The 19,987-nt window shown below is 53.7% G+C and carries 16 protein-coding genes; 12 read left to right on the forward strand and 4 right to left on the reverse strand.

Annotated elements, in window-relative coordinates; genetic code table 11:
• Positions 1 to 62: 62 nt before the first annotated feature.
• The 10 genes from LGT44_RS04325 (at position 63) to LGT44_RS04370 (ending at position 12,388) form a co-directional block, all read left to right on the forward strand.
• On the forward strand, positions 63 to 2,576 hold the full coding sequence (locus LGT44_RS04325; RefSeq protein WP_230331623.1) for an LPS-assembly protein LptD: 2,514 nt from the start codon (positions 63 to 65) through the stop codon (positions 2,574 to 2,576).
• On the forward strand, positions 2,566 to 3,846 hold the full coding sequence (locus LGT44_RS04330) for a peptidylprolyl isomerase (protein WP_230331622.1): 1,281 nt from the start codon (positions 2,566 to 2,568) through the stop codon (positions 3,844 to 3,846). Before LGT44_RS04325 ends, LGT44_RS04330 begins: the two co-directional genes overlap by 11 nt.
• Positions 3,843 to 4,817, forward strand: a complete 975-nt coding sequence (gene pdxA, locus LGT44_RS04335) for a 4-hydroxythreonine-4-phosphate dehydrogenase PdxA (protein WP_230331621.1) — start codon at positions 3,843 to 3,845, stop codon at positions 4,815 to 4,817. Before LGT44_RS04330 ends, pdxA begins: the two co-directional genes overlap by 4 nt.
• Before the next feature lies 1 nt (position 4,818).
• Positions 4,819 to 5,706 carry a 16S rRNA (adenine(1518)-N(6)/adenine(1519)-N(6))-dimethyltransferase RsmA gene (rsmA, locus tag LGT44_RS04340; RefSeq protein WP_230331620.1) on the forward strand — a complete coding sequence of 296 codons (888 nt, stop codon included), beginning with the start codon at positions 4,819 to 4,821 and terminating at the stop codon, positions 5,704 to 5,706.
• Positions 5,703 to 6,080 carry a Co2+/Mg2+ efflux protein ApaG gene (apaG, locus tag LGT44_RS04345; RefSeq protein WP_145466414.1) on the forward strand — a complete coding sequence of 126 codons (378 nt, stop codon included), beginning with the start codon at positions 5,703 to 5,705 and terminating at the stop codon, positions 6,078 to 6,080. Before rsmA ends, apaG begins: the two co-directional genes overlap by 4 nt.
• A gap of 36 nt (positions 6,081 to 6,116) precedes the next feature.
• Entirely contained in the window at positions 6,117 to 6,932 is an 816-nt protein-coding gene (locus tag LGT44_RS04350; RefSeq protein ID WP_230331619.1) for a symmetrical bis(5'-nucleosyl)-tetraphosphatase, read from the forward strand.
• A gap of 39 nt (positions 6,933 to 6,971) precedes the next feature.
• The gene (gene glpE, locus LGT44_RS04355; protein WP_230331618.1) at positions 6,972 to 7,295 is read left to right on the forward strand and encodes a thiosulfate sulfurtransferase GlpE; all 324 of its coding nucleotides are present in this window, start codon (positions 6,972 to 6,974) and stop codon (positions 7,293 to 7,295) included.
• A 336-nt stretch (positions 7,296 to 7,631) separates the two neighbouring features.
• Positions 7,632 to 9,554, forward strand: coding sequence for a PrkA family serine protein kinase (locus tag LGT44_RS04360; RefSeq protein WP_225693055.1), 1,923 nt, complete (start codon positions 7,632 to 7,634; stop codon positions 9,552 to 9,554).
• 42 nt (positions 9,555 to 9,596) lie between these two features.
• Positions 9,597 to 10,877 carry a YeaH/YhbH family protein gene (locus LGT44_RS04365; protein WP_230331617.1) on the forward strand — a complete coding sequence of 427 codons (1,281 nt, stop codon included), beginning with the start codon at positions 9,597 to 9,599 and terminating at the stop codon, positions 10,875 to 10,877.
• The gene (locus LGT44_RS04370) at positions 10,874 to 12,388 is read left to right on the forward strand and encodes a SpoVR family protein (protein WP_145466419.1); all 1,515 of its coding nucleotides are present in this window, start codon (positions 10,874 to 10,876) and stop codon (positions 12,386 to 12,388) included. Before LGT44_RS04365 ends, LGT44_RS04370 begins: the two co-directional genes overlap by 4 nt.
• 317 nt (positions 12,389 to 12,705) lie before the next feature.
• On the opposite strand, the gene LGT44_RS04375 is transcribed toward LGT44_RS04370, so the two are convergent.
• The 4 genes from LGT44_RS04375 to LGT44_RS04390 form a co-directional block, all read right to left on the reverse strand.
• A complete protein-coding gene (locus LGT44_RS04375) occupies positions 12,706 to 13,569 on the reverse strand; it encodes a DMT family transporter (RefSeq protein ID WP_225693053.1) in 864 nt (287 codons plus the stop codon).
• A 100-nt stretch (positions 13,570 to 13,669) separates the two neighbouring features.
• A complete protein-coding gene (locus tag LGT44_RS04380; protein WP_225693052.1) occupies positions 13,670 to 14,869 on the reverse strand; it encodes a flagellar assembly protein FlgT in 1,200 nt (399 codons plus the stop codon).
• 24 nt (positions 14,870 to 14,893) lie between these two features.
• The gene (locus tag LGT44_RS04385) at positions 14,894 to 15,499 is read right to left on the reverse strand and encodes an LPP20 family lipoprotein (RefSeq protein WP_145466422.1); all 606 of its coding nucleotides are present in this window, start codon (positions 15,497 to 15,499) and stop codon (positions 14,894 to 14,896) included.
• Between the two features lie 118 nt (positions 15,500 to 15,617).
• Positions 15,618 to 16,532: a DMT family transporter gene (locus LGT44_RS04390; RefSeq protein ID WP_230331616.1), complete on the reverse strand. Its 915-nt coding sequence runs from the start codon at positions 16,530 to 16,532 to the stop codon at positions 15,618 to 15,620.
• Positions 16,533 to 16,981: 449 nt separating this feature from the next.
• Between LGT44_RS04390 and traF the strand changes: the two genes are divergently transcribed.
• Together traF and LGT44_RS04400 are read left to right on the forward strand one after the other, a co-directional pair.
• Positions 16,982 to 18,634, forward strand: a complete 1,653-nt coding sequence (traF, locus tag LGT44_RS04395; protein ID WP_230331615.1) for a conjugal transfer protein TraF — start codon at positions 16,982 to 16,984, stop codon at positions 18,632 to 18,634.
• A 107-nt stretch (positions 18,635 to 18,741) separates the two neighbouring features.
• On the forward strand, positions 18,742 to 19,980 hold the full coding sequence (locus LGT44_RS04400; protein WP_230331614.1) for a multifunctional CCA addition/repair protein: 1,239 nt from the start codon (positions 18,742 to 18,744) through the stop codon (positions 19,978 to 19,980).
• Positions 19,981 to 19,987 lie beyond the last annotated feature (7 nt).

Consider the following 19,987-nt stretch of genomic DNA (forward strand, 5'->3'; position numbering starts at 1 on the left):
TTAATAAGTTACTGTGCGCGTTAAGATAACATACTCAATATGGATAGGCGCTACAGCCGCTCATGACTCAGATTTGTCCTTACATTCAGCGCCTGGTTCCCTTTTTCCTGCGCCCCGCCGCCCGCTTCAGCAAAGCTCTGCTGCCTGCTCCGCTGCTGGCAGGATCTGTACTCAGTGCTCTGGCCATTATGCCCGCACAGGCAGAAGAACAGGCCAGCGCCGCGCCGGTCATTAACACCAGCACGCATCCACTGAGCTGGTACGACCGCGCCGAACTGACAGCAGAAGAGCAACAGGCTCTGCCGGAATTCTGCAGTGGTAATTACCGTATTCCCGCTATTACGCCACTGGACTCAGAACGGATCGAAGCGGAAGCCGACAGCTCCACCCTGAATAAAAACGGCGACACCGAGATGAGCGGTGATGTGCTGCTGCAGCAGCAGGATCGTATGTTACGTGCCAACCGCGCCAGCTGGTATCAGAGCCGTGGCTATGGTGAATTTCATGGCAATGTGTCACTGCAGGCACCTCAGGTTGTGCTGCAGGGGGAATCGGCCAGCATCAGCCAGAGTGATGGCGAAGTGCATTTTTACGAAGCCGAATATTCCGTACCGGAGCGTCATTTCCGTGGCTCCGCCGATCATATCGAAACCCTCGAAGCCGGCCAGATTAATTTAACCGACGCCACCTTCACTTTCTGTGAGCCCGGACAGAACGACTGGGATCTGGCCGCCAGTGAACTGCACCTCGACCAGAACAAAGGCATCGGCAGCGCCTGGCATACCCGTGTACGCGTGGCCGAAGTACCGGTGCTGTATATTCCTTATTACCGCTTCCCGATCGGCGACCAGCGCATGACCGGTTTTCTCGATCCGAAATTCACCCTGAATGAATATGCTCAGGCGGAAGATATTCAGTTGCCGTTTTACTGGAACATTGCCGCCAATGCCGACGCCACCATCGTGCCGCATCATATTCTCGACCGCGGCATGCTGTGGGAAAGCCAGTTCAGACACAAAACCCGCTGGTTTGGTGACGGCGAACTGAACTACGGCTATCTCAATAAAGACGCTACCGAAGGCGAAGAACGCTGGCTGGTGAATTATCAGCAATCCGGTGAACTGGGCGCTGGCTGGCAGCACCGCTGGGTATACAACAACATCAGCGACAAAGATTACCTCAGCGATATGCGTCCGACTGCGGCCATCGACCGCACCACCCACCTGCCACGCCGCGGTGAGATTCTCTGGGATCAGAACAGCTGGCATTTTGATATTACCGCCGAGAGTTTCCAGACCATCGACGAAACCATCGCCCTCGGTAACCGTCCCTACCGCCGTCTGCCACAGCTGAACCTGAGTTATCAGCCACTGGTGATCAATGCCCTGCAGATTCAGCAACGCCTGCAGGCCACCCGTTTTACCCGCGAAGACGAAGCCATTATTAACGACATTGAACAAACCCTCAGCGGCTTTGCTGCCCTCAACGGTGACCGCCTGCTGTCCGACACCAGCATTGCCTACCCGCTGGAATGGCCATTTGGTTTTCTCCTCCCCAAGGCCGAATTCCGCCAACGCAACTATAAACTGACCAACGCCGACGACACGCTCACCGACACCGAGCTGGACGTCAGCCAGGGAACCGGCCGCTACAGTGTCGATGCCGGTCTGTTTTTTGAGCGCGAATTCGACTGGTTTGGCAGCGACTATCAGCAGACGCTGGAGCCACGTCTGTTCTGGGTGAAAAGCCCGTATCTGGCCGGGCAGGATCAGATTCCTAATTTCGACAGCACCAAAACCACCGTCACCTACGCCAGCCTGTTTAACGGCGACCGTTTTACCGGTGGCGACCGTCTGGCCGACCTTGATCAGGTCAGCGCCGGTCTGACCACGCGTTTTATCCGCGATGACGGTCTGGAACAATTCCGCGCCAGCGTCGGTCGTATCTGGTACAACCAGGACCGTCTGGTGCAGCTGAACGGCAGCACCGTGCCTGACGCGGATACTCAGGCCACATCCAGTACGCTGGGCGAAGTGGAATGGAACCCGGATGAAAAGTGGTCGCTGTACCACACGCTGGAATGGGACACCTACGAAGACTTTGCCCGTCAGCGTCGTTATGGTGTGCGCTTTGAAGGGTTGAATAACCGCTTCCTGAACGTTGCCACCAACACGGTGCAAAGTTACAACAACACAACCGACAAAGTGCTGACCAGCACCAAGCAGCTGGATGCGGGCTTCTTCTGGTCGCTGACCGACCGCTGGGCACTGGTTGGACGCCAGCTGCGCGATTTGCGCTCTTATGACAGCAACAGCACCGAGAAAAAGCCGGTCAGCCCGGTACTCGAATCCCTGGCCGGTATCGAGTACCAGAACTGCTGCTGGCGGGTACAGATGCTGTACCGCGAAACATCGCCCAAAGATACCGATGCTGATGCCGAATTCAGCACCGACAAACGCTACGGCTTTATGCTCAGCATTCAGCTCAAAGGTCTCGGCAGCTTCGGCAGTGGCACCGACGAAATTATCAGTGAAGGCATAACCGGATACTCAAGACGACAATACCATGACTATTAAAACCCTCCTGCTCAGCAGTATTTTTGCCCTGGCAAGTCAGCACGCGCTGGCTGCTCCGGTACCCATTGATGAAGTGGTCGCCGTTGTCGATGACGACATCCTGATGGCCAGTGAACTGACTGAACGCATTGACAGCGTAAAACGCCAGAATGCCGGTGGCGCTCTGCCGCCGGCCGATGTGCTGCGTGCTCAGGTGCTGGAGCGCATGATTCTGGAAAGCATTCAGCTGCAGATGGCTGACCGCGGCGGTATCCGTATCAGCGATGCTCAGCTGAACGAAGCGTTGGGGCGCATTGCTGCACAGAACAATATGACGCTGCCGCAATTCCAGAAAGCGATGGAAAAAGAAGGTGTGTCCTTTGCCAGCGCCCGCCAGCAGATTCTGAATGAAATGCGCATATCCCGCGTACAACGCTTTCAGGTCGGTGAGCGTATTCAGATCACCGATCAGGACGTCGATTACTTCCTCGCCTCCGATCTGGGCAAAATGGCTTCTGCCGCGGAATACAATCTGGGCCATATCCTGATTGCCGTGCCTTCTGAGGCCTCACCGGCCGATCTGCAGGCCGCCGCTAAAAAAGCCGAAATGCTGGTGAAGAAACTGCGTAATGGCGCCGATTTCCGGCAGATGGCCATTGCTGAATCCAGTGGCCGTACCGCCCTCGATGGTGGCGATCTGGGCTGGCGTAAAGAAGCCCAGCTGCCGGGCATCTTCGCCCCGGTGGCACCTAAGCTGCAGGTGGGTGGCATTTCCGAGCCGATCAAAAGCGCCAGCGGTTATCACATCATCAAGCTTAAAGATAAACGCGGTGGCAACACCCAGCTGATTACCCAGACCAAAACCCGCCATATCCTGATCCGCACCAACGAAGTACGTGACCAGCAGCAGGCAGAAGAGCTGATTAATCAGCTGTATCAGCGCCTGCAGGCCGGTGAAGACTTTGCCGCTCTGGCACAGGAATTCAGCGATGACCCGGGCAGCGGCGCCAGTGGCGGTGATCTGGGCTGGGTGAATCCGGGCGACATGGTGCCGGAATTCGATGCCACCATGCAGCAGACCGGTGCCGGAAAAATCAGCGCGCCGTTCGAGAGCCAGTTCGGCTGGCACATTCTGCAGGTTGAAGACCGTCGCCAGACCGATGTCGGCGCCGAAAACCAGCGCAATCAGGTGCGCCAGATGCTGTACGGCCGCCGCTTTGAAGAAGAACTGCCAATCTGGCTGCGTAAGATCCGCTCCGAAGCCTATGTTGATATCAAGGAGCGTCCATGACGCTGCGCCTGGCCATTACCTCCGGAGAGCCTGCAGGCATTGGTCCGGATCTGTGTATTCAGATTGCACAACAGCCGCATAGCTGCGAACGCGTCGTTATTGCCGACCCGGATCTGTTAATGCAGCGCGCAGAGCAGCTTGGCCTGCCACTGCGCCTGCGTGAGTTTGACCCGGCTGCTGAAGCCATTGCCAGCGCCGCCGGCGAGCTGACCGTCTGTCCGGTCAGTCTGCGTGCTCCGGTACGTGCCGGACAGCTCGACAAAGCCAACAGCGCCTATGTGCTGGAAACCCTGCGCGTCGCCGTACAGGGCGCACTGGATAAACACTGGGCCGGTATGGTGACCGCCCCGGTGCACAAAGGCATTATCAATGACGCCGGCATCGCCTTCAGTGGTCATACCGAATACTTCCGCGACTACTGTGGCGTTGAAGAAGTGGTGATGATGCTGGCCACCAGCGATCTGCGTGTGGCCCTGGTAACCACTCACTTACCGCTGCGCGCTGTCGCCGATGCCATTACCCCGGATCGCATCAAACGCGTAACCCGTATTCTGCATCACGATCTGCAAACCTTCTTTGGTGTCGCCAAACCGCGCATTCTGGTTGCTGGTCTGAATCCGCATGCCGGAGAAGATGGCCATCTTGGCCGTGAAGAGCTGGATATTATTATTCCGACCCTTGAGCAGCTGCGCGATGAAGGCATGGATCTGATTGGCCCACTGCCCGCCGATACCCTCTATACTCCCAAGCATCTGCAACAGGCGGACGCAACCCTGGCCATGTATCACGATCAGGGCCTGCCGGTGCTCAAGTTTCACGGCTTCGGCCGCGCCGCCAATATAACCCTGGGACTTCCCGTAATCCGGACTTCGGTCGATCATGGTACGGCGCTCGATCTTGCCGCTACCGGACAGGCTGACAGCGGCAGCCTGCTGACCGCCATCGAAGTCGCACTGCAAATGGCAAACTGACATGACAAGACACAACTCCAAAGCTCAGGGTCACGTTCCGAAAGCCCAGGGCCATAAAGCCCGTAAGCGCTTTGGTCAGAACTTCCTGCACGACCATCATGTGATTGATAAGATCGTGCGTGCTATCAACCCGAAGCACAGCGATGCGCTGGTCGAAATCGGCCCCGGTATGGGCGCCCTGACCGAACCATTGTTAGACGCCTGCGGTAAGCTCGACGTGGTTGAACTCGACCGCGACCTGATCCCGATTCTGCGCACCAAGTTTTTTAACTTTCCGGAATTCCGCATCCACGAAGGCGACGCGCTGAAGTTCGATTTCCGCCAATTGCTGCAACCGGGTCAGCAGCTGCGGATTGTCGGCAACCTGCCGTACAACATTTCCACACCGCTGATTTTCCACTTCCTTTCCCATCACACCATCGTGCAGGACATGCACTTTATGCTGCAGAAAGAAGTGGTTGATCGCCTGGCGTCCGGCCCCGGTACTTCCGACTATGGCCGCCTGGGCATCATGGCGCAGTACTACTGCAAGGTGGAGCCGCTGTTTATCGTTGGCCCTGGCTCGTTTAATCCGCCGCCCAAGGTCGATTCCGCCATCGTGCGCATGAGCCCTTACGATGTGCTGCCTTTCCCGGCGAAAGACACCAAAACGCTGGAACGCGTGGTGCGCGAAGCCTTCAGCATGCGCCGTAAAACCCTGCGTAATACCCTGAAAAACCTGATCAGCGCCGAACAGCTGGAAGCCATTGGTATTGATACCACGCTGCGCCCGGAGCGTCTGACGCTGGAAGAATACGTGCGCATCGCCGATGCCGTTTACGAACTGCAGCAGGCTGACGCCGATGCTGCGCCTGATGCAAACGCGGACGACAGCGGAGAACAGGCATGAGCCTCGACGACAGCATTGTGGTCAGCGTGCAGTGTGAATACCTCGAGCAGCAGTCGGTGCCGGACGAGAAGCGCTTTGTCTTCGCCTACCATATCGATATTCATAACCGCGGCGAGCAGGCCGCAACCCTGCGCTCACGCCACTGGTTTATTGCCGATGGCAACAACGATGTGCAGGAAGTCAAAGGCGAAGGCGTGGTCGGCGAACAGCCGACCATCGAGCCGCATGAAAGCTATCGCTATTCCTCCGGCGCCGTACTCGCCACCCGGGTTGGCAGCATGCGCGGTTACTATGTGATGGAAGCGGATGACGGCACCCTGTTTCACGCCACCATTCCGGTGTTTACCCTGGCGACACCCAACGCCCTGAACTGACATTCGCCCACAACGCCTCGACGAGAAAATTACTAAATGGCAATATACGCAATTGGTGATATTCAAGGTTGTTACGAACCCCTGCAGCGCCTGCTGGCACTGGTGCAGTTTGATCCGCACAAAGATCAGCTGTGGCTGGCCGGCGACCTGGTTAACCGGGGTCCGCAATCGCTCGAGGTCCTGCGTTTTGCCAAAAGCCTGGGCCACCGCGTGCGCTGCGTGCTGGGTAATCATGATCTGCATCTGCTGGCCATGCATTACGGCGGCCACAGCAGTCGCAGCAGCGATACCCTAACACCGGTGCTCAATGCCCCGGACCGCGATGAGTTGCTCGACTGGCTGCGCTTTCAGCCTCTGGTCGTACTGGATGAAGCGCGTAACTGGTGCATGAGCCACGCCGGTATTCCGCCCGCCTGGAGTGCACGCAAGGCACGCAAACGGGCACAGGAAGTCGAAGCCGTGCTGCAGAGCGAAGATTGCACTGAGTTCTTCCGCCAGATGTACGGCAACCTGCCCGACCAGTGGCAGAAAGGTCTGCAGGGCATGGAGCGCCTGCGCCTGATCGTCAATTATCTGACCCGGATGCGCTTTATCAGCCCGGCCGGACAGCTCGATCTGCTCAGCAAAGAAGGTCTGGATCAGGCACCGCCGGGTTACCTGCCCTGGTTTGAAGCGGAAAACCGCGCCGCAGCAACCACCCGCCTGCTGTTTGGCCACTGGGCGGCACTGGAAGGCAAAGCGAATGGCACCAATGTTTATGCCCTGGATACCGGTTGTGTCTGGGGTGGAGAATTATCAGCCCTGCGTCTCGACGACCAGCAATGGTTCCGGGTGCCGGCTCAGACCGTATAACACCGCCCCATACAACAGCGGGGCTAAGCGAGGTAATACATGAGTGCGTTTAAACATATTACAGCCGGTGATGCCAAAGCCCTGTTTGAGCAGGGCAATGCTGCCATCGCCGATATCCGTGATGCCATGAGCTATTCCGCCGGCCATATCCGCGCGGCAAAGCGGGTCGATAACCAGAATCTGACAGAATTTATGGCGGCCACAGCCAAAGATCAGCCACTGATAGTCTGCTGCTACCATGGCAACTCCAGTCAGGGCGCTGCACAGTTCTTTGGCGAGCAGGGCTACACCCATGTCTACAGCCTGGATGGCGGCTACGAAATGTGGAAGCTGGCATTCCCGGAATGGTGCGAGCACAGCTGATAACACCGGCCACAGCAAACGCTGTGGTCTCCCCTCTCCTTTCCCCCTCCCTTGAAACTGAGCCATACCCGGCGTTACTGAAGCAGCTCTTCTATTCCGTTCAGTAATAAGCGGCACGCTCAATGCATAATTAAATTCAGGTTGATCAGGGCGACAAAAAACAGTCACCCCGGATCTGAAATCCAGCCTTAAAAAAGCGTGTAATAAAATTATTTAGTGGCACGACTCAACCAAACTGAACCATACTGGTCTGAGAGAAACAGGCATTAATTAACGGAATTTTATGTAACCGAAAAAAATTACAAGACCGAACAGTTGCTACCGGAGAGGTGAACTATGAGCGTATTCAGCCGATACAAAGACAGGTACTCCGCCACGCAGGAAGAAGTCATGAGCCTGCAGGAATACCTCGAATTGTGCAAACAGGACAAAAGCGTATACGCCACAGCCGCTGAACGCATGCTGATGGCCATCGGCGAACCGGAATTAATCGACACCGCCAAAGACCTGCGCTTAAGCCGCATATTTTCCAACAAAGTACTCAAACGCTATCCGGCCTTCTCCGAGTTCTACGGCATGGAAGAAGCAGTGGAAAATATCGTCTCTTATTTCCGCCACGCCGCTCAGGGTCTGGAAGAACGCAAACAGATTCTCTACCTGCTTGGCCCCGTAGGCGGCGGTAAATCTTCTCTGGCCGAACGCCTCAAGCATCTGATCGAACATATTCCGTTTTATGCCATTAAAGGCTCTCCGGTTTTTGAATCACCTCTGGGCTTATTCGACCCGGAAGAAGACGCTCAGATTCTGCAGGAAGATTACGGAATTCCGCGCCATTATCTCGGCCATGTGATGTCACCCTGGGCGGTCAAACGCCTGCATGAAATGGGCGGCGACATCAGTAAATTTGAAGTCGTTAAACTCTACCCATCCATTCTGGATCAGATTGCCGTTGCCAAGACCGAACCCGGCGATGAAAACAACCAGGATATTTCTGCTCTGGTGGGTAAAGTTGATATCCGCAAGCTGGAAGATTACTCCCAGGATGACCCCGACGCTTACGCCTATTCCGGAGCGCTGAACCGCGCCAACCAAGGCCTGATGGAATTTGTTGAGATGTTCAAAGCACCTATTAAAGTGCTGCATCCGCTGCTGACCGCTACGCAGGAAGGTAACTACAACGGCACCGAAGGCATGGGCGCCATTCCTTATCAGGGAATTATTCTCGCTCACTCCAATGAGTCGGAATGGCAGACCTTTAAAAACAACAAAAACAATGAGGCCTTTCTTGACCGGGTTTATATCGTCAAAGTGCCTTACTGCGTACGTGTTAATGAAGAAGTCAAAATCTACGAAAAACTGCTTTCCGGCAGCTCATTAGCCAACGCCCATTGCGCCCCCGATACGCTGAAAATGCTGGCTCAGTTCACCGTACTTTCACGTTTAAAAGTACCGGAAAATTCCAGTATTTATTCAAAAATGCGGGTCTATAACGGTGAAAATCTGAAAGACACCGATCCGAAAGCAAAATCGCTTCAGGAATACCGTGACGCCGCTGGCGTTGATGAAGGTATGAGTGGGATTTCCACCCGCTTTGCTTTCAAAATTCTGTCCAAAGTCTTTAACTTCGATTCAACCGAAGTGGCAGCCAACCCGGTTCATCTTCTCTACGTTCTGGAACAGGCCATAGAACAGGAGCAATTCCCGGAAGAAGTACATAACCGCTACCTGAATTTTATTAAAGAATATCTGGCGACCGAATACGTTGGCTTTATCGGTAAAGAGATTCAGACAGCTTACCTCGAATCCTATGCTGAATACGGTCAGAATATTTTTGACCGCTACGTAACCTATGCCGACTTCTGGATTCAGGATCAGGAATACCGCGATCCGGAAACCGGGGAAATGCTTGACCGCGCTTCGATTAACGAAGAACTCGAAAAAATCGAAAAAGCCGCCGGCATCAGCAATCCTAAAGACTTCCGTAACGAGATCGTCAACTTCGTACTGCGCGCACGTGCCAATAACAATGGCAATAATCCGTCCTGGCAGTCGTACGAAAAAATGCGCTCCGTTATCGAGAAAAAAATGTTCTCCAACACCGAGGATCTGTTACCTGTTATTTCTTTCTCGGCAAAATCGTCATCCGACGACCAGAAGAAACACGACGACTTTGTCGCCCGTATGACCGAGAGAGGATACACAGAGAAACAAGTACGGCTGCTGTCTGAGTGGTATCTGCGCGTGCGTAAATCGCAGTAGGCAACGACAACAGCAATCCTGTCGGCTGATAAGGAGTGAACCATGTCTTATATTATTGACCGTCGCCTGAACGGTAAAAACAAAAGCATGGTCAACCGGGAGCGGTTTTTACGCCGCTACCGGCAACACATAAAAGAAGCCGTGTCGGAATCCATCAATCGCCGTTCCATTACCGATATGGAGCGCGGCGAACAGATCAGCATTCCGACACGTAATACCCATGAGCCCAGCATCAGTCATGGTTCCGGGGGGAAGCAGCACAGAGTATTTCCTGGCAATAAAGAATTTCATGCCGGAGATCAGCTGGACAAACCCCAGCAGGGAGGGGGCGGCAGCGGCTCGGGCAAGGCCAGTAATCAGGGTGAGGGGGAAGATGAGTTTTCCTTTTATATCACCCGCGACGAGTTTCTGAATTATCTGTTTGATGATCTGGCTCTGCCTAACATGATCAAAAAAACGCTGAGCCAGTCCAAAGAATTCAAAACCCGGCGTGCCAGCTTTGTCTCCGAAGGTACGCCCAATAACCTCTCGGTTGTCCGCTCACTGCGTAACGCCCATGCCCGGCGTATTGGCATGAGCGTAGGCAAACGCAAGAAATTAAAAGAACTGCAGGCGGAACTTGCTGAGCATCTGGCGAAAAACGCTGACGATACTGCCGAAGTTCTGGCTCTGAAAGAACAGATCACGGAACTGGAACGGCGCCTGAAAACCATCCCGTTTCTTGATGATCTCGATCTTCGCTATCGCAGTCAGGTCAAAGTTCCGACACCCAGCAGCAAGGCCGTTATGTTCTGCATTATGGACGTATCAGGTTCTATGACTCAGGACATTAAAGATATCGCCAAGCGCTTTTATATTCTGCTGTACCTGTTTCTGCAGAAAAACTATGAGCATATTGAACTGGTATTTATCCGCCACCACACCAGTGCGCGGGAAGTCAGTGAGGAAGACTTTTTCTACTCACGTGAAACGGGTGGCACCATTGTTTCCAGCGCCCTGAAACTGATGCAGCAAATTGTCGAAGAACGCTACCAGAACACCGACTGGAATATTTATGCCGCCCAGGCTTCAGACGGTGATAACTGGGACGATGACTCTCCGCTGTGCGCCAAAATTCTCGGGGACTCCCTGCTGTCGATGGTGCAGTACTTTGCCTATATCGAAATTACGCCTAATCAGCATCAGGCACTCTGGGAGGCCTATACCGGCCTGAGCCGTCAGTTTGCTTCACGCTTTGCCATGGCTCAGATCCGTAATCCCGGTGATATTTATCCGGTGTTCCGCGAGCTGTTTGCCAAGGATCGTTACCAGGAGGCTGTATGAGCGAAAAGGCCAGAGAATATCTGTCGACCGACTCCGACTGGACGTTCGAACTGCTTGAAGTTTACGACCGCGAAATCGCCCGCATCGCCAAACTGTATAAGCTGGATACCTATCCGAATCAGATAGAAATCATCAGCGCCGAGCAGATGATGGATGCTTACTCATCGGTTGGTATGCCCATCGGCTACAACCACTGGTCTTACGGCAAACAGTTCCTGGCTACGCAAAAGGGTTATAAGCGCGGCCAGATGGGGCTGGCTTATGAAATCGTTATTAATTCCGACCCCTGCATTGCTTACCTGATGGAAGAAAACACCATGCCGATGCAGGCACTGGTAATCGCCCATGCCTGCTACGGCCATAATTCCTTTTTTAAAGGCAATTATTTATTCCGCACCTGGACAGACGCCAGCTCAATTATCGATTACCTGCTGTTTGCCAAAAATTATGTACGCCATTGCGAAGAGCGCTATGGCCAGGAAGAAGTTGAACAGGTGCTGGATGCCTGCCACGCGTTGCAGAATTACGGCGTCGACCGTTATCGCCGGCCAAAACCTATTTCTGCGGCAGAAGAAAAAACACGGCAGAAGGAGCGGGAGAATATCCTGCAGCAGCAGGTGAACGATCTCTGGCGGACACTGCCAGCTTCACTGAAAGCAGAGAAGAATAATAAGAAACGGAAATTCCCCAGCGAGCCGCAGGAGAACATTCTGTATTTTCTGGAGAAAAATGCGCCGCTGCTCGCGCCCTGGCAGCGCGAAATTATCCGTATTGTACGTAAAATATCTCAGTACTTTTATCCACAGCGTCAGACCCAGGTAATGAACGAAGGCTGGGCAACCTTCTGGCACTACACCCTGCTCAATCATCTTTATGATGAGGGCAAGGTTACCGATGGCTTTATGATGGAGTTTCTCACCTCACATACCAACGTTGTTCTGCAGCCGGGCTTCGACTCACCTTACTTCAGTGGCATAAACCCTTACGCGCTTGGCTTCAATATGTTTCAGGATATTAAACGTATTTGCGAAAATCCGACGGATGAAGACCGAGAGTGGTTTCCTGATATTGCCGGATCAGACTGGCTGGAGACCCTGCACTTCGCCATGAACAACTTCAAGGATGAGAGTTTTATCCAGCAGTTTTTGTCACCGAAAATGATGCGTGACTTCCATCTTTTCAGCATTTATGACGATGACGAGAAAAATAAATACCTGATTGAAGCCATCCATGATGAGCGTGGCTACCGTACTCTGCGGGAAATGCTGGCCCGCCAGTATGACCTGTCGGTGCGTGAGCCGAATATTCAGATCTGGTCGGTTGATCTTGAAGGCGATCGCTCACTGACCCTGCGTCATACCATGCAAAATGGTACGCCGCTGTCGACCGACACTCACGAAGTGCTTAAACACCTGCATTTTCTCTGGGGTTTTGATATTCATCTGGAAACCTACAAGGATGAACGAATGGTAAAGCGCCAGAGCTGCCCATCCGTAGCTATCGAAGAATAAACCAGAGGTATAGGCACCTCTGAATAATTCTGCACAGCTTCGCGTGAGTGCTGCAGAGTGCTTTTGACAAGGCGTCGATTGCAGTGAATGGCGAGTCCTTTATAAAATCGACAACACCGTCAAAACGCTCTGCAGCCCACGCCCTTCGGGGCTTGCTGAAAAAATCCAGCTCGGTGTTGCCACGTTTTGACGTAACCCGCTATGCCTTCAACGTGGCGCCTTGATCTGAACGTTTTCAGTAAGCCGAAGCGGGCACTGAATTATTCAGAGGTGCCTATAGTAATTACCATCCGGCGTAACTGGCAGGTATTTTTACCTCAGTTACGCCGGTATTCCGCCCGTAGGTTCAGCAGGTTGCCGCTGAACATTAAGACGGCACCTGCCAGCACAAACAGATCAATACTTTCCTGATAAAACAGATAGCCCACCACAGCAATTAATGGCAAACGCAGAAAATCCATGGGCACAACCACGGTTGCATCCGCCAGCCGGAATGCATGCGCCATGCAGAAGTGCGCACTCATTGCAGTAATACCCACCAGTAAAATCCAGGGCAGAGTCTCAGCCGCAGGCGTTGTCCAGTTCAGCACTGACGGCACCAGCCCGAACGGCAGTTGCATCAGCGTCATATAAAACAGAATGCACAGTGGAGTATCGGTGCGGGTCAGGGACTTGGTCTGAATATAAGAAAAGGCATAACCCAGCGCGCCGCCCAGTACCGCAAAAGCCGCAGGCTGCAGAACACCGGCGCCGGGCCGAAGAATTAATAACAGCCCGGCAATACCCAATACCAACGCCTGCAGGCGTGCTCCGGTCAGACGCTCTTTTAACAGGAAAAAAGCCAGCAACGCGGTCCAGACCGGCGTGGTAAATTCAATGGCGATCACTTCTGCCAGTGGAATAAAAGCCAGTCCGTAAAACCAGCCGTACTGGCCAGCATAATGGGCAATATTTCTCAGCCAGTGAGTTTTGAGACGTTGGGTACGGATCTGTTGCCAGCCACTGCGACTGAGCAGAATGGAGATAACCAACACGCCAATCACACTGCGGAAGAACAGGATCTGATAAGTGGTCAGCGAGTGTGACAATTCACGCCCGGATATAGCCATCAGCATAAAAGAGAGCAGCGCACCCGACATCCAGAGTGCAGCGAGGAAGGCTGGGTGACGATTGGTCAGCATGAAGATTTCCGCTCAGGGAGAAAGGCGGCAGGGTAACACAGCTGACACAGGTATAAATAAGAGCAAAGGCGAATACAATTCGCCCCGCTCTTATAAACAACTACCAGGCGATGACCATATCGTCACGCTGAATCGCCAGATGCTCTGCCGTCAGCTTCATCTCTGCAACCACAAACTGTGGCTGCACCTGTTTGATCACCACTTCAGTGGCCATATCGCTGAGCTCGGTGCGCGGTTCAAGATCGAGGTTATAGAAGGTGCCGGTACGATAAACCTGAAACTTATCACCCGGGCGAATACCGGCTCCTGCGCTGGCTTCAATATGCAGACGGTTACCTTTGGCTTTTACAATACGGGCCATAAACGGCTGGCAGCGCAAAACTTCATCCACATCATCCACCACGCCACTGAGTAACTCACGCACTTCCGCGCCATACGGCGTCTGCCAGAAATGTGGCGAGGCAAAAGGCACCCGCTCCCGCGCCGGACGGTCCCAGGCACCATGAGCAGAATAACTGCGCTGGAATAGCATGGCACCGCTTAACCCATCGTGCACAAACACATCCATTACAAACTGCCGGTCACGGTTGTTATCTTCCAGCCCTAGCAAATCCAGCCAGCTGTCCGCACCCGATGCACGGCGACTGTCGTTACCGGCTTCACCCATCATCGAAAGATCACGCACCACACCGGACACCACATACTGCGCCCCCAGCTGGGTAGCCAGAGCCACGGAGGTGGTTAAACGCTGCTGTGCGGTTTCCATTGATGGCGCACGGCGTGGGTCCTGATACAGACTGGTACGGGTCGCATCCAGTGCATGAATGGCACCGCGGTTGTTGAGCGTGTTTACCAGCACGCGGGGCAGATCCTGTTCGATATTCTGCAACTGCCCAAGCGTTGCCTGCTGTGGACGGGCCAGACCAAAACCAGCCACCGCCACCGCTTTACGATAACGCTGAGTGCTGGCCGGACACATCGCCTGCGGGGTAACATCAGCGCGTATCGCGACCTGATATAAGCCACCAGCCTGATCTTCCCACAGCACTTCAATATTTTTCAGCTGCGCGTTCGAACGCACCTGCACATCATCCTGTTGCACAACCCCCTGACTCATCAGCTGGGTACTGCTGACCTGGGCACCGGCGCGCAGACTGGCCTGACGCATAGCATCCTGCAGCGCCTGCTCACGGGCGTGGGAAATGGCACCGCTCAGTGGCGCTTCTCCGGTTACTTCCACCGTCAGAGCAGAAACCGGCAGAGAACACAGAGTCATCATTAAAATGTTCAGGATACGCATACAGCCTCCTCGCCAGACTGGCCGTTACTCAATAAAGTAAAAGCCGGTTTCCGGAACACTGGCTTCACCCTGCACACGCTGGCGCTGGCTGGATGCAAAGTTATTGCTGCCGGAAGGGCTGCCTAATGATGCGCGGCAATCAACATTAAAGCGCTGACTGTCGGCGGTCTGCAGACAGTTACGGAAGCCTTGATCGATCACCATTTCCAGCACCGTTTCCACGCTGCCATCCGGCATAACATCGGATGACACTACCCGCGCACCGTGCATATAGGTTTCGACGTAGCTGCGGAAACGGTCATTCAGCACAACCATATCGCGCACCGTGGTACTGCCCTGAATCGAGGTGCCATACACCCGCTCAGCCATCGAGCGGTAAGCATCCATCTTCGATGCGCGGATCGCCATCAGGCGGCGCTGTACGTCGCTTTTCTTTTTGTCCGTGTCCATAGCGCCATAACCAACTACACGCAGCACCATCGGCGCAATCGGATCAATTTCCTGCTCTACCGGCTGAAAATAAGCCTCGGGTTCTTCGTTCAGATTACTGTCTTCAATCAGGGCGCTGGAACATCCCTGCAACATCAACGACGTAATGGCAGTGCCTGCCACAATAAAAGGCCACTTCATAACAATCTCCCGGACAACTGAGGCGCAGGAATCTGCTCTGAATCATTGCCACGCTAAGCAGCATTGTTTACAGACAGAGATTCCCCTTGATGCACTTATCGGCCGCAGCAATAAAAAATTAAGCTTTTTTTATCCCCCGGGAGAAAGCCAGTAAGCCACGCAGTTTACAGTCAGGCCAGACATGCCACTGATACAAAGCAAGCCCTGCAAGCAACAACGCGGCGCCTAATACCGAACTCGCGGCGAGTCGTTCGTCCTTAAGCCAGAATCCCCAGAACACCGCCAATACAGGTGCGATAAGCGTAATCAGGGTAACTCGCGATGCTGGCAGATGCTGCAGCACCAGATAATACAGCATGAACCCAAGCAGCGAACCGAACACTACCAGATAGCCCAACCCCAGCTGGCTCACCAGCGGCCATTCATCCGGCAAATGCACCCCGAATAATGGCAGAGTCAGCAGATAAGCAAAGGATGACAGCCACAGCGTACCGCTGGTCTGAACCATAGGATGCAGGCCGGCATTCACCTGCTTTACCCATACCGCACTGGCAGCGAAACAAAGTACCGACACCAGCGTACCGAGAATGCCACGCCAGGCACCGGCATCCAGCGCCAGCCGGCCGGCCACAACAAAAGCCAGACCCAGCAAAGCCAACAGCAAAGCCAGCACCCGAACCGGTGTCAGCTCCCGCTCATTCAGCCAGAACCAGGCTAATGCACCGGACAACATCGGACTAAGCCCGTAGAGCACAGAAATCAGCCCGGATGGAATATAGAGTGACCCCCAGTACACCGACATCATCGCGCCATATACGCCAAGGCTGCCGGCCAGGTAGCTCATTAATGCAGCCCGGTTCAGGCGCAAAGGCTGACGTAATAGCAAAAGAATGGGCAAAGATAACAGAGCGCTGAACCACATTCTCAGCGTCAGCGCGGTAAAAAAATCCAGACCATCCTGACTGAACTGGATGGCGATCGGTGTGGTGGACCAGATAAAGACCACCAATAAATAAGCAACAATAACAGGCATAACACAGACCCCGGAGAAGCAGAACACCGCCGGCGGCCCACAAAAAAGGCCGCGGGAGCGGCCTTTTAATGCAGAACAGATGTACTGACTAAAACGACCGTCGGAAACGGGCACGCACAACCATGGCGCGGCGGATTCGCTGCGGCGCGGCCATGATGGCGGAAGCTTGTTTCGGACAGATGACGTTTAACATTCAGATCAACTTATTCTGCTAATGAATCAGGGCCTGCTCATACGAGTCAAACAGGCTCTAGCACAATCGGCAGGATAGACTTGCCATATTCGTTATGCAAGCGTGGCGAAAGATGACTATCATTGGTGGACAATCAACAGGCTTGCATGTGAAATTTGCTAAGACAATCACAGATCGGGAATAATTCCCGGCAATGCATTTTTTATGTGCAGCCAACCAGGATCATCTGTTTAACAATAATTCAGGAATTCCAGCCATGACCAAACGTTCACTATTGGCAGTCGCCATCGCAACCCTCGGCATTCAGTCAGTCCAGGCAGCACCTTTTCTGCCAATGGATGCACGCGGTCTGGCAATGGGTAACACCGGTGTTGCCAGCGCCAAGCGCGCACATGCTCCGGCCTACAACCCATCACTGCTGTCCCAGGCATCTGAGGACGATGACTTTGCCCTCATTTTTCCACAGGTCGGGGTGAATTTGGCCGATGAAGAAGAGCTGGTCGACAGTGCTCAGGATATTAACGACGATGTCGTGCCGCGGTTCGAAGATTTGTTTGATGACAGCCAGGCTGACAACTTCAGTGACAATGTAGAAGCCCTGGCAAAAGCCGCCGATGATCTGGCCTTAGAACTCGCCAACATCAACGATGGACGGACAGCCCTGCAAAAAGCTGAAGACCTGCGCGCTGCCGCCAACAGTTTTGACACAAACCTGAACGCTGTGAACGACCGGCTGGCAGAAGTAAACACCGTAACCTCCGACCTGACAAAATCACTCAACAGCATTTCCGGGGATCCATTACGCGGCCGCCTTGGCATTGGTGCCGCACTGGCTATTCCAAGCAAGTCTTTTGCCGCAGCATTGAGCCTGAGTGGTGACGTTACTTTTTCTGGCCGGGCCTTCTTTACCCAGGAAGATCAGAATCTGATCAACGCTTACGGACAGGCAGCATCTGGCTACGTACAGACAGCGCTCGATGAGAACATCAGCAATCAGATCAATACGATTGCCCAAAACGTAGAAGATGGTGCTCCGGTCAACAACTCTCAGATTACAGCGATTGCCAACAGTGTCGATCAGGTTGCCAATTACACCTCTCCGGATACCGTAACAACCGCAGCCGGGGACATCCGGATTTTTAACAATGGTGAGCTTTCAGCAGAAGCTAAAGATGCCGACCTTAACTCTCAGGTTCAGGTTGTTGCTGTCGCCGTTGCAGAGCTGGCCTTATCTTTCTCCCGCGAATTTGAAATTTACGGCGAAAACGTTGCCATTGGTATCACACCAAAACTGCAGAAAGTGTCTACCCTGCACTACGCCTCCGAGATGGATAACGAAGACGATATCGAAACAGACGATATCGAAGACTCCCGCGAGGACTACAGCAAAGTTAACCTGGATATCGGTGCATCCTATCGTTTTGGTAGTGAAGGCAACTGGATGATTGGTCTGGTGGGTAAAAATCTGCTTGGTGGCGAATTTGATTACGCTGATGCCGAAGTAAAAGGTTCTCCGGTAAGAGATTACGACAATAACCCTGCCACCCCTGCCACTCCTCTTTATCTGAAAGGTGGCTCCATTGCCCTGGATCCACAATACCGCGCCGGTGTTTCTTACAACAGCGACTGGTTCAATATCGCTGCCGACATCGACCTGACAGAAAATGATCCTGTCGCCTTCGAAAATCCAACCCAATACGCTGCTATCGGTGCTGAGCTGGATATTTTCAGCACTCTGCAGCTGCGTCTGGGTTACCGCACCAATATGAGCGTGGCGGATGCAGACATGGTGTCCGTTGGTTTTGGCCTGTCACCTTTTGGTGTGCATCTGGATATTGCCGCCATGGCCAATCCGAACGATCCGGAAAAAGAAGCCGGTGTTGCGCTGGAAACCGGTTTCTACTTCTGATTCCAGTCAGGCAGAACCCGGCAAAGGTTCTGCTCTGATGCCCGAAAGGCTAAACTTAAAAGCCGTCACAGTTTTGTGACGGCTTTTTTATTGATGGAATATTCGTTATGCAGATTTACCTTGTCGGCGGCGCAGTACGCGACCAGTTACTGAATCTCCCGCTGAAAGACCGTGACTGGGTTGTGGTCGGCAGCACACCGGACGAGCTGCTGGCTCAGGGTTTTCAGCAGGTCGGTGCCGACTTCCCGGTATTTCTGCATCCGCAAAGCCACGAAGAATACGCCCTGGCCCGCACCGAACGGAAAAGCGGTCAGGGTTATCAGGGTTTTGACTGCCGCTTCAGTCCGGACATCACGCTGGAAGAAGATTTACTGCGCCGCGACCTGACCATTAATGCCATGGCACAGGACGATAATGGCAATATTATTGACCCTTACCATGGCCAGTCCGATCTGCAACAACGCTTATTACGCCACGTGTCACCGGCGTTTGCTGAAGACCCGTTACGGGTGTTACGCGTCGCCCGTTTTGCCGCCCGTTTTGCTCCTCTGGGGTTCCGTGTTGCCGACGAAACAATGACCCTGATGCGTAATATGGTAAACGCTGGCGAACTAGACCATCTGGTGGCTGAACGTGTCTGGAACGAGACCCAAAGGGCACTGGGTGAAAAGCAGCCGGAAGTGTATTTTCAGGTACTGCGCGACTGCGGTGCATTAAAGGTCTGGTTCGCTGAGATCGATGCTCTGTTCGGCATTCCGCAACCGGAAAAACATCATCCGGAAATTGATTGCGGTATTCATGCATTACTGTCGTTAAAAGCCGCAGCACAACTCAGCGACAGCATGGCTGTACGCTGGGCAGCCTTAAGTCATGATCTGGGTAAAGCACTGACACCAGAGGAAGAATGGCCACGCCATATTGCCCACGAAGCGCGCGGTAAAAAGCCGTTAAAAGCCCTGCATCAGCGCCTGAAAGCACCACGGGATGCAGCCGAATTAGCCGTGCTCAGCAGTGAATTTCATACCCATGTACACCGTGCGTTTGAACTGAAAGGCAGCACACTGAATAAAGTCTTTAATCAGCTTGATGCCTGGCGCAAAAGTGAGCGTTTTGAACAGTTTTTACTGGTCTGCGAGGCGGATGCCAAAGGCCGTACCGGGCTGGAAAATGAGCCTTATCCACAGGCCGGTTATATGCGTGCGGCACTCAAAGAAGCGCTGAGTATCAATGCGCAGGATATGATCGCCCAGGGACATCAGGGCGCGGCAATAAGAACCGCACTGAACGAAGCGCGGGATAAACATCTGCAACACTGGAAAACACAGCAGCAACTAAGCGCTGAATAAAAACCGC

Origin of the sequence: Thalassolituus alkanivorans, assembly GCF_020447205.1 — a bacterium.
Lineage (GTDB): Bacteria > Pseudomonadota > Gammaproteobacteria > Pseudomonadales > Oceanobacteraceae > Venatoribacter > Venatoribacter alkanivorans.